Annotated in this window: 9 protein-coding genes; 8 read left to right on the top strand and 1 reads right to left on the bottom strand. The window is 35.4% G+C overall.

Going from position 1 to position 12014, the window contains the following annotated elements:
- From B3J44_RS06075 to B3J44_RS06100, 6 genes are all read left to right on the top strand, one after another.
- On the top strand, positions 1–879 hold an 879-nt coding region (locus B3J44_RS06075), incomplete at its 5' end, for a glycoside hydrolase family 32 protein (protein ID WP_286966819.1).
- A 184-nt stretch (positions 880–1063) separates the two neighbouring features.
- Complete coding sequence (locus B3J44_RS06080; protein WP_286966820.1) at positions 1064–4168, top strand: SusC/RagA family TonB-linked outer membrane protein; 3105 nt, start codon at positions 1064–1066, stop codon at positions 4166–4168.
- Between the two features lie 15 nt (positions 4169–4183).
- Entirely contained in the window at positions 4184–5875 is a 1692-nt protein-coding gene (locus tag B3J44_RS06085) for a RagB/SusD family nutrient uptake outer membrane protein (protein WP_286966822.1), read from the top strand.
- Positions 5876–5895: 20 nt separating this feature from the next.
- A complete protein-coding gene (locus B3J44_RS06090) occupies positions 5896–7293 on the top strand; it encodes a DUF4960 domain-containing protein (RefSeq protein ID WP_286966824.1) in 1398 nt (465 codons plus the stop codon).
- 21 nt (positions 7294–7314) lie between these two features.
- Positions 7315–8871 (top strand): glycoside hydrolase family 32 protein, encoded by a 1557-nt coding sequence (locus B3J44_RS06095; RefSeq protein WP_286966825.1) that lies wholly within the window; start codon positions 7315–7317, stop codon positions 8869–8871.
- A 25-nt stretch (positions 8872–8896) separates the two neighbouring features.
- Complete coding sequence (locus B3J44_RS06100; RefSeq protein ID WP_286966827.1) at positions 8897–9802, top strand: carbohydrate kinase family protein; 906 nt, start codon at positions 8897–8899, stop codon at positions 9800–9802.
- Positions 9803–9911: 109 nt separating this feature from the next.
- On the opposite strand, the gene B3J44_RS06105 is transcribed toward B3J44_RS06100, so the two are convergent.
- Positions 9912–10382, bottom strand: a complete 471-nt coding sequence (locus B3J44_RS06105; protein ID WP_198857282.1) for an Lrp/AsnC family transcriptional regulator — start codon at positions 10380–10382, stop codon at positions 9912–9914.
- Between the two features lie 188 nt (positions 10383–10570).
- On the opposite strand from B3J44_RS06105, the gene B3J44_RS06110 reads away from it, so the two are divergent.
- Together B3J44_RS06110 and B3J44_RS06115 are read left to right on the top strand one after the other, a co-directional pair.
- Positions 10571–11386, top strand: coding sequence for a DUF1338 domain-containing protein (locus B3J44_RS06110; protein ID WP_286966829.1), 816 nt, complete (start codon positions 10571–10573; stop codon positions 11384–11386).
- A 56-nt stretch (positions 11387–11442) separates the two neighbouring features.
- On the top strand, positions 11443–12014 hold a 572-nt coding region (locus B3J44_RS06115), incomplete at its 3' end, for an aldehyde dehydrogenase family protein (RefSeq protein ID WP_286966831.1).

Genomic DNA, 12014 nt, shown 5'->3' on the forward strand with positions numbered 1-12014 from the left:
TTCTTCGAAATAAAAGTTGAAGGAACCAAAGAAAAAAAATGGATTTTAATCGTAAATCTTAATCCAGGCGGGCCAAACGGAGGTTCAGGAGTTCAATATTTTGTTGGAGATTTTGACGGAAAAACATTTACGATGGATCAAAGTTTTGCCGAAAGAGTGAAAAATGAAAAAGCAGTTTGGGCAGATTATGGAAAAGATAATTATGCCGGTGTAACGTGGAATAATGTTCCAACTTCAGACGGAAGAAGATTGTTTATCGGATGGATGTCAAACTGGGAATATGCGCAACAAGTTCCGACAACGACATGGAGAAGCAGTACAACGATTCCGCGTGAGTTGAAGCTTGTTAAAAAAGGAAACCATTATAATTTGGTTAGCACTCCGGTAAAAGAAATCAATAATTATGTTTCTAAAACCACTAAAACAAAAAGTAAAACCGGAAAAGGAACTTTGAATTTAATTGAAAACGGAAAAGCAGATTTAACACAGACAGTTATTAGTTTAGATTTAAAAAACTTAAAACAGGAAGATTATGCTTTTACACTTTCAAATGCAAATGGAGAATCTTTAAGTTTTGGTTTAAACAACAAAGAAAATTACTTATTTATTGATCGTTCTAAAGCCGGTAAAGTTGATTTCTCTGATAAGTTTGCGTTACCAGTGAGCAAAGCATTTTTGGAAGGAAGCCAAAAAAGTGCCGCTTTTAAAATTATTTTAGATAAAACTTCAATTGAAATTTTTTATAACAATGGCGAAAAAGTGATGACGGAAATCTTTTTTCTAAATAAACCATTCTCAGCTTTATCTATTTCTTCGAAAGAAAAAATAGAGATAAACAATTTTAAAATTCAAGAACTAAATTTTTCTAAAAGTCATTAAAAGAGAATAGCAAAAGCACTTTTTCTTTAGTGAAGAAATGACTGCTAAAGCTTGAAAACATTCGAAAGATTATTCCTTTCTGACCTTTTATGCTTTATTCTGAAATAGATCGGCCACTTAAAATTGGCATTCGAAATACTAACTACGTAATTAACCAATTAAATATAACCAAAACCATTAATTTATGAAAAGTAAGATTATTTATTTTCTATTTTTCTTCTTTCCGATGCTGATGATGACGGCTCAGGAAAACGGAATAAAAGGAACGGTCTTTTCGTCTGATGACGGAATGCCGCTTCCTGGAGCGACAGTAATTATTTCAGGAACCAATACCAGTTCAGTAACTGACTTTGACGGGAATTTTTCCTTGCCGAATGTTGCTCCAGATGCTGTACTTGTAGTTTCTTTTATAGGATATGCCCCGCAATCGATTTCAGTTAAAGGGCAAAAAACAGTCAATGTAACGCTAAAAGTTGACAACAATCAATTGAATGAAGTTGTTGTAACGGGATATTCAAAACAAAAGAAAACGGATATTACAGGAGCGGTTGCTGTTGTAAACATGAAGGAAGTCATGAAACAGCCAGAACCAAACCCTATAAAAGCTTTACAAGGAAGAATTGCTGGAGTAAAGGTATCGTCGGATGGTTCGCCAAGCGGCGGAAATACCAAAGTGGTGATTCGTGGTGTTGGAACTTTAAACAACACAGATCCGCTTTATGTAATTGACGGAATGCCGACAAAATCTGGAATGCATGAACTAAATCCGAATGATATTGAAACCATTCAGGTTCTGAAAGATGCTTCTTCTTCAAGTATTTATGGTTCCCGAGCGTCGAACGGTGTGATTATCATTACAACCAAAAAAGGAAAAGAAGGCAAAATGAGAATCAATTTCAGCACCTATGCTTCCTTTTCTGATTATTCAAGAAAGTTAGATGTTCTAAATGCAAACCAATTTGGACAAGCACTTTGGCAGGCAAATATTAACGACGGATTGAATCCGAATAATAACAATTTGCGCTATCAGTTTGACTGGTCGGTAAATAACAATAAACCGCAATTGAATAAAGTTTTGGTTCCAGAATATTTAGATGCACAGCAAACTCTTAAAGCTTCAAATACAGATTGGTACGATGCAATCTCTCAAACGGGAGTTGCCAATTCTTATGATTTGTCTGTTTCAAATGCATCAGATAAAGGAAATTATGTTTTCTCGCTTGGTTATTATGATAACGAAGGTGTAGTAAAAACTACTGATTTTGAAAGAATTTCGGCTAGAATGAACAGTTCGTATAAATATTTTGACGGGAAATTAGTTATTGGAGAAAATTTCAGTTTAAACCGTACAAACGAAGTCACAGATCCTGGCGTTTTAGATCCTGCACTTAGAGCTTTGCCAATTATTCCGGTACATACAGTAGACGGAATAGGTTGGGGAGGTCCTGTTGGAGGAATGAACGATAGACAAAATCCAGTTAGACTTTTAGAATATAACAAGGATAATAAATACGATTATTTGCGTCTTTTTGGTAACGTTTACGCGGATTTGGAAATCATTAAAAACCTGCACATCAAAACCAGTTTCGGAATGGATTATGGTTTTTATAAAAAACGTACGCTGCAAAGAAGCTACAAATCGGGTTATTTGCAAAACGATCAGACTTCTGTAACTATCGATCAGTCAATTAGCGACAAATGGACTTGGACGAATACAGCAATTTATAGCTTAAACTTTGGAAAAAGCAATCTGAATTTAATGGCGGGAACGGAGATGTATAAAGATACTTATGATACAAATACATTACGTAAAAATGACTTTTTGATCGAAACGCCAGATTATATGTATCCAGATGCAGGAACGGGAGAATCTTTTACCAGCGGAACTTCGACTGTATATTCTTTGCTTTCTTATTTTGGAAAAGCAGATTACGAGTTTGACAATCGTTATTTGGTTTCGGGTACAATTCGTCGTGATGGTTCTTCTCGTTTTGGAAAAAACAATCAATTCGGAACATTTCCGGCAGTTTCAGCGGGATGGAGAATTAGTAACGAAAACTTCATTAAAAACAATGCTCCTGTTTTTTCTGACTTAAAATTAAGAGCAGGCTGGGGACAAACTGGTAATCAGGAAATTAGCAATACAGCAGTTTACTCGCTTTATCTGGCAAGTTACGCAGGTGGAAGCCCAACTTGGGCAACGTCTTACGGAACTGCTTACGATATTGCAGGAAACGGAAACGGATTGCTGCCGTCTGGTTTTATCGCAACGCAATCAGGAAATGATGATTTGAAATGGGAAACTACGACACAGACCAATATTGGTTTGGACTTTGGTTTATTCAAACAAAAATTAAGCGGTTCTGTAGATTATTATATCAAGAAAACAGATGATATTTTGGTATTGCCACCGTACTTAGGAGTCATAGGAGAAGGAGGAAACCGTTGGGTAAATGGAGCTTCTATGGAAAACAGAGGTTGGGAATTTTCTTTAGGATATCATGACGAAACTTCATTTGGATTGAAATATGATATTTCTGGCAATATTTCGGCTAACAGAAACAAAATGACCAAATTACCAGATGAAGTTAAAAACAATTATGGAGGTGATGGTCTAAACGATAATATCTTGGGACGTCCAATAAATTCAATGTATGGTTACGTTACTGATGGCCTGTTTACAAGTCAGGATCAGGTTGATAATTCGGCTATTCAAGAAGGAAAAGGCCTTGGAAGAATTCGTTACAAAGATTTAAATGGCGATGGCGTAATTACAGACAAAGATCGTACATGGATTGGAAACCCAAATCCAGGATTGCTGTACGGAATCAATTTAAACTTGTCTTATAAAAACTTTGATTTTACCACTTTTTGGGAAGGTGCAACAGATGTTGATGTGATTAACAACACAAAATACCAAACTGATTTTTGGAGTGTTGATGACGTAGGATCAAATAAAGGAACTCGTTTGTTGAATGCCTGGTCTTTGGATAATCCAAATTCAACTATTCCGGCTTTGACAACGGTTGACAGAAATGCAGAATCTAGATTTTCGACTTATTATGTAGAAAATGGCAGTTACCTTAAACTAAGAGTTTTGCAACTTGGATATAGTTTGCCAAAAGAACTATTGAAAAAGCTAAGTATGGAAAGCTTCAGACTGTACATCAGCGGTCAAAATTTATTGATTCTTGATGCGAAAAGCTTCACAGGAGTTGATCCTGAAAATGCAGGTTTTGGATATCCACAGCCAACAACTTTTACGGCAGGTCTTAATTTTACTTTATAATAAAAGATTAAAAAAATGAAAAAAATAATATATATGGCAGGATTTTTAGCGATAGGTTTCTTCGCTTCCTGTTCCGATTTTTTAGAAAATGATCCGCGTGGCGTTTTGTCAGAAAAAGATATTGTAACGCCTGAGAATGTTGAAGGATTTATGAATGCTGCTTACGCTCAATTAGGAAATGATCATTACGATTCTCCGTACAGTTTATGGCCATTTGGAAATGTTCGTTCTGATGATGCCTACAAAGGCGGAAGCGGGACAAATGATATTCAGGATTTTCACTTTTTTGAAGTTTCAAATAATATTCGTCCGGATTTTGGAGAATTGGATAGTTTCTGGTACATCAGTTATGTTGGTGTTTCAAGAGCCAATAAAGCATTGAAAGCTTTAGAGCAAATCTCAGAAGCTGATTATCCATTGAAGAAAACACGTATAGCTGAAATGCGTTTTTTAAGAGGACATTTTTACTTTATGCTGAAAATCATGTTTAGAAATGTGCCTTATATTACCGAAGATGTTCCGGTAGAAGAGTATAAAACGATTTCAAACAAAGCACTTTCAAACGAAGAACTTTGGGAAAAAATTGCAGAAGATTTTCAAGCTGCGGCTGATAATTTGCCTGACACACAACCAGAAGTTGGACGTGCCAATAAAAAAGCAGCTTATGCTTATTTGGCAAAAACTAGATTGTACCAGGCTTATACGCAGGATGAAACATTTAAAGTTACAGGAATCAGTCAGCAGCATTTGCAGGAAGTAATTGTTGCAACGGATAAAGTAATCGGAAAAGCTTCTTTAGAACCTGATTTTGCCAACAACTTCTTACCGGGAACTTACGAAAACGGACCTGAATCTATTTTCTCGATTCAGTTTTCTGATAATGACGGAACTTTATACGGAAGATTAAATTTCTCGGATGTTCTTTCTACGCCACAAGGTTTAGGCTGTTGTGATTTTCATAAACCAAGCCAAAATCTAGTGAATGCTTTTAAAACAGGAGCAAATGGTTTGCCTGAGTTTGATACGTACAACAACGAAGATTTTGATTATAAAAATATAGATGCCAATACAGTTGATCCTAGATTGTATCATACCGTTGCAATGCCTGGCTTGCCTTATAAATATGATCCAGAATTTTTATATGTTGAAGCTTGGGTACGTTCTCCAGGAACGTATGGTTATTATGCTTCTTTAAAAGAAAACGTTGCCCCAAATTGCAGCTGTGTTGTAAATATTGATCCATTTTACGGAAATTCTAAAAACAGAATTCAGATTCGTTATGCCGATGTGATTTTGATGCGTGCCGAAGCTTTGATTGAATTAGGAAGACAATCTGAAGCTTTGCCGTTGATCAATGAAATCAGAGAAAGAGCCGCACAAAGTACAGGAAGACTGCCATATGTGAGCAACTTCAAAATCAATACTTATGTAGACGGAAGCAATTGCAACTGGACTCAAGATTTTGCCCGCAAAGCTTTGCGTTGGGAACGCCGTTTAGAATTGGCAATGGAAGGAAGCCGATTCTTTGACCTTGTTCGTTGGGGAGTTACAGATCAGGTTATGAATGATTTTTATGCTAAAGAAAAAACAAAACGTACCTATTATCAGGATGCTTTTTTTGATGCGCATAAAGAAGAATATTGCCCAATTCCGTTGAAGCAAATTAATTTCAGTCAGGGATTGTACAAACAGAATCCAGGTTATTAATCTTTAAAAAAATCAGCAATATGAAAAAAGCTTTAAATAAATATTGGACCAAAGTGTCTATAGTATTGGCAATGATTTTTATGATTACTGCCTGTGAAAATAGTTTTGAAACTGGCGGATTTGATGTGAGTTCGCCTTCAAATGTACTTTCATTCAAATTAAATGGAGTTTCTGGAAGCATTGATCAGACAACAGGAAAAATTACTGTTGTAATGCCTTACGGATCTGACATAACAGCCATAAAACCGGAAGTTGTTTTTGTAGAAGGGGCAACATCAAATCCGGAATTAAATTCGGCTATGAATTTTACAAATCCAGTAAAATTCAGAGTGGTTAATGGCAATTTATACAAAGACTACACAGTAACAACTACAGTTTTAAGTCCAATTAAGAGTTTTACAATTAATGGCGTTGCAGCGACTGTAAACGACATTAGCAAAACCATTAATATGACACTTCCTGAAAATACTGATTTGACAGCGCTTAAACCAGTAATTGAAACAACTGCTGGTGTTACGATTTCACCTGCTTCAGGAGCAACAGTTGATTTTACAAATGCAGTTACTTTTGTAATAACATCAAACGGAAAAAGCGTTAATTATACCGCAAATGTTGGAGTTCCGGTAACAGGATTAACTGTGGCGTTTTTAGGAACTGCGGCTACAAGATCAGGAATTACAAATATGGATGAAGTTACGGCTTCAAATTGGTTGTTTGATAACTTCCCGGGAGCTAAATATATTTCTTTCGAAAGTATACAAAACGGTGCCGATTTAAGTGATATTGATGTGATTTGGTGGCATTTTGATTCGGCTGCCAATTTACCTTCTGTGGCTTATAATCCTGCGGTTACCAACGCATTGAAAAATTTTAGAACAAATGGAGGAAATCTATTGTTAACTTCATTTGCTTCACAATATGTTGATGCTTTAGGAATTGTTCCGTCAGGAAAAGGACCAAATAATGTTTTTGGCGATTTCCCTCCGAATGGATTTGTAGACGGAAATTCTTGGGGAATGTCATTCGTTGGTCATGAAGATCATCCAATTTTCCAAGGTTTAACCACTTTTGAAGCAGGAAAAGCAAATTTGCTGCAAAGCGGAACTTTCAGATTAAATCATACAGCGTGGTGGTTTTTACCAGAATGGGGCGGATACAATAATGGAGAAGGTTGGAGAAACCAGACCGGAGGAACAAATCTTGCAAGTGAAGCGTGGGATAATGAACTTAACGGAAGGGTTACCATTGCAGAATTTCCAAATACAAGCACAAATAAAAATGTAATTGTTATTTCTATGGGAGCTTACGATTGGTACAATGAAGCGAATAGTAGCGGAGTGCCAAGTCAGGCAAATGAGTTTATCACAAACATCAAACTGCTGACACAAAACAGTATCAATTATTTAGCAGCAAAATAATCCACTTTGAATTTAATTAAAATGAAATATAGAAATGTAATCACAATTGCCTTTATTTTCTTTTCACTTGCTTCATGTAGTCAGGATGAAAATTATATTGGAGGTTCTATTTCAGGAGGGAATTCTGAAATTACAAGTGTTTTTCCTGTTCCGCCAGCGCAATGGATGGGGACAACAGATCCCTATTATAGTGCAGGTTATACCGGAGATATTATGCCTTTTTTCGATAACGGAAAATTTCATATTTATTTTTTGCATGACGCACAGAATAAACCTGCTGGAAAAGGATTTCATGATATTCATGAATACCAAAGCACAGATTTGGCACATTTTACTTATGAAGGTCAAACTATTCCGTATGGTACAACCTTAGAACCAGATTTTGCAATAGGTACAGGGTCAGTTCTCAAAGTGGGTAATCTCTATTATTTTTATTATACAGGGCACAATGAAAATCCGGCTTTTGTTCAGTCGAATGCCAGAGAAAGTGTTTTATGTGCAACAAGCAACGATTTAAAAAAATGGACAAAAGTTCCGTCTTTTAAAATTACAGCCCCTGCAGGATATTACAATTATGATTTTAGAGATCCGCATGTGTTTTATAATGATGAATTGAAAAAATATTCGATGTTAGTAAGCACACAGACAGAACCGGGAAGAAAAGCTGTTTTGTTACATTTTACAAGCGCAGATCCTGCATCTGGAAAATGGGATGTTGAAGCTCCAATTTATACCACAACTCCAGAAGATAATTATCTGATGATGGAATGTGCGGATATTTTCAAAATGGGAAGCAATTGGTATTTAATTTTTTCTGAGAATTGGAGCGGAAACAAAGGAACGCATTACAGAATTTCATCGTCTATAAACGGTCCTTGGACAAAACCGGAAAATGACAGGATTGACGGAGAATATTTTTATGCTGGAAAAACAGCTTCTGACGGAAACAAAAGATATGTTTTTGGATGGAATGCCAGAAAAACACCTGAAAATGATTTAGGAAATAAAGATTGGGCTGGAAATATGGTTATTCATGAATTGATTCAAAATTCAGATGGAACTTTAGGAACGCAATCGCCGAAATCGGTTAAGGATTTATTTTCGAAAAAGAATGTTACTGCAGAAGTAGATGCGATTTCAGCCAACGCAACCGCTAATAATGGAACTTATTCTTTATCCGGAGAAACAGAAAAAGCATTGGTTACTTTTAAAAGTATTGGAAAGAAACTCAAAATAAAAGCCGAAATCACTTTAGCGAAAGCTAACGGAACAGCCGGATTTGTTTTTCATACCAATGATACAGGAAGTTATTATAAAGTGGTTTTGGATATTGCTAATGGAAAAATAAGTGGATATAATTCGGCTTCACAGGAAGTAACAAGCTTGCCTTTTGCTTTTCAGATAAATACAAAATATGATGTTGAAGTAATTGCTGAAGGAAGTGTTGTAGTCTTTTATATCAACGGAAAAGCAGCGCTCACCAATCGCATTTATGGAAGAGACAAAAATAAATGGGGCTTAATTGCAGAAGGGCAAACAAGTACAATTTCAAACCTTCTGGTAACGCAGCCCGAATAAAAACTAATATTAAAATAATTCTAGAATGAATAAGGGAAAAAACCTTAAGGCGATGGCATACGGAGAGGTTCTTTGGGATGTCTTTGCCAATGAAAAAAAGATTGGCGGAGCTCCATTGAATGTGGCCTTACGCATGAAAACGTTAGGTTGCGAAGTAGCCATGATAAGCTGTGTAGGAAATGACGAAGATGGAAAGGCAATAAAAAGTCAAATAAAAGAACTTGGGCTTGAAACAGATACGATTGTAGTGTCAGAAGATTTTCCAACGGGTTTGGTCAATGTTACATTAAATGAACGTGGATCGGCAACGTATGAAATAAATTATCCGGCAGCTTGGGATAAAATCGTTTTGAATGATTTAGCAAAAACTACCGTTGCAGAAGCAGATGTGCTGATTTACGGAAGTTTGGTTTGCCGTGACACCGTTTCAAGAAATGCTCTAGAAGAATTGCTTCAAAGTGATGTTTATAAAGTATTTGATGTGAATTTAAGAAAACCACATTATACTTATCGAATCTTAGAAGAGCTTATGCAATCAGCCGACTTTATTAAATTTAATGATGAAGAATTACTTGAGATTGCAAAAAAGATGAATTCTCCTTTTAAAACTTTGGAAGAAAACATGGCTTTTATTGAAGAAAAAACGAAAGCCACAGCGATGTGTGTTACCAAAGGAAAACATGGAGCTTTACTGTTATGGAAAGGGAAAATCTATGAAAATGGAGGTTATCCAATTGAAGTTGCAGATACTGTTGGTGCAGGAGATTCTTTCTTAGCGGCCTTAATCACTTCACTATTAAATAGCAGAGATCCTCAAAGTTCAATTGATTTTGCCTGTGCAGTTGGAGCGCTTGTTGCTGAGGCGCCTGGTGCAAATCCCGAAATTTCTACTTCAAGAATTAATGATTTAATGGCAACAGTTAAAGGTTAGTCTTTTTTATAGAAGTTAAAGAAACTAGATTATTTTATTAACAAAGAACTCAATACTTTAAAAGAGCAGTAATTTTACTGCTCTTTTTATTTATATAAAGTTTTATCGCTTAGATTGGCAGGTTTTTTTCAAATGCAGAACCAAAAGAGAAAAAAGAATCAGTGCTTCCTACGCCTTCAATTTGATGAATTTGTTCATATAAGATTTTACGGAGCTCCTCATTATTTGCCGCTACAATCTTAATGAACAAAGCATAATTTCCAGAAACCCAATGGCATTCTACCACTTCAGGAATTTCTTTGAGTTTGTTCGCAATCGAATACGAAAAATGTGCTTCTTTGGTCACTATTCCGGTATAAGTTGTGGTTTCAAACCCCATCATTTTAGGATCTAATTTCACAGAAAAACCTGTTATTACTCCACTTTCTTGCAATTTTTTAACTCTTAAATGGACTAATGAATTAGAAATGTTTAATTCTTTTGCTAAATCCGAAAAAGCAATTCTACTGTTCTCACTGAGCTTTTGAATAATTTCTCGATCTAAATAATCAGTATTTTCGTTCTTATTGAGCTTTGCCATAAGTTATGTCAATTTGTGTTTTCTATAATTTTGACAATTCTAATTGTCAAACTGGTTTTTAAAGTGTCAAAAATACATAAAAAAATGTTAAAAATGTCTAATTGTAAATAATCGACTTCGTTGGCTGTTATAATAACAGTATTATTGATATGTTTGTGTCATTATAACACTATTTAACAAACCAACAAATGAAGAACAATCAACTACTTACAAAGCTATGGGAGCAATATATCGATATAACTCCATCGGCACTGAAAATACATGAGTTGTTAGAAGAGAAAGGTGAAGAAATAAAAAATGACCATATTGCAATTCGAACTTTTAACGATAAACGTATCAACATCGAAGTATTAGAAAAAGCTTTTCTAAATGTAGGATATGAGGCAAAAGGCGAATATTATTTTGAAACCAAAAAGCTGTATGCTAAACATTATGAAAATGCTTTGGATAAAGACGCTCCTAGAATTTTTATTTCTGAATTGGAATTAGAAAAATGTTCTGCAGAATTGCAGGAAACAGTACAGCAACTTTTAGACAGCTGTGATCAAAATGTATTTAATGATCCGAATCTGATTTTAAGCGGAGCAGTTTGGAATGGAAACTCACAAGCGGTTTACAAATCGCTATTAGAAGAATCTGAATATGCGGCATGGATGTATGTTTATGGTTTTAGAGCCAATCATTTCACTATAAATACAAATGCATTAAAAGGATTTCAAACATTAGAAGAATTAAATAACTTTTTAGAAGATAATGGTTGGAAACTTAACGCTTCTGGCGGAAAAATTAAAGGAACTCCAGAACAATTATTAGAACAATCTAGCACATTAGCAGATTTATACGATATAGATTTTAAAGAAGGTACACTAAAAGTGCCATCATGTTATTATGAATTTGCCCTTCGTTATCCTATGGCAAATGGAGAATTATATCAAGGTTTTGTAGCATCATCAGCAGATAAGATTTTTGAAAGTACTGATGTAAAACTTCAAAAATCGATTTAAATAATCGTTTTTTAGAAGAAAAAAGACTTTGAGATAAACATAACAAAAAGTTCATAATGAAAATCGAAGAATTAAAAGCTACAATACAAGAAGCTTTAAAGGAATTAAATATAAAAGACGTTAACGAAGGAACTTCAACAGGGCTTAATAATTTTTCAGATGGAGAAATTTTAGAAAGCTATTCTCCTGTTGATGGTCAATTAATAGGAAAAATTAAAACATCATCTCCCGCTGATTACGAAAAAGTAATGGAAGTGGCGAATGTTGCTTTTAAGGAATTCAGATTAATGCCAGCGCCACAGCGAGGCGAGATTGTTCGCCAGTTTGGCGAAAAATTACGTAAAAACAAAGAAGCGTTGGGCAAATTGGTTTCGTACGAAATGGGCAAATCATTGCAGGAAGGTTACGGAGAAGTTCAGGAAATGATCGACATCTGTGATTTTGCTGTTGGACTTTCGCGTCAACTGCATGGATTGACAATGCATTCAGAGAGACCTGGACACAGAATGTACGAACAATATCATTCTTTGGGAGTTGTCGGGATTATTTCTGCATTTAATTTTCCAGTGGCTGTTTGGGCTTGGAATGCTGCTTTGGCATGGGTTTGCGGTGATGTTTGCGTTTGGAA

The organism is Flavobacterium sp. UBA4854 (assembly GCF_002399805.1).
GTDB classification, from domain to species: domain Bacteria; phylum Bacteroidota; class Bacteroidia; order Flavobacteriales; family Flavobacteriaceae; genus Flavobacterium; species Flavobacterium ginsengisoli.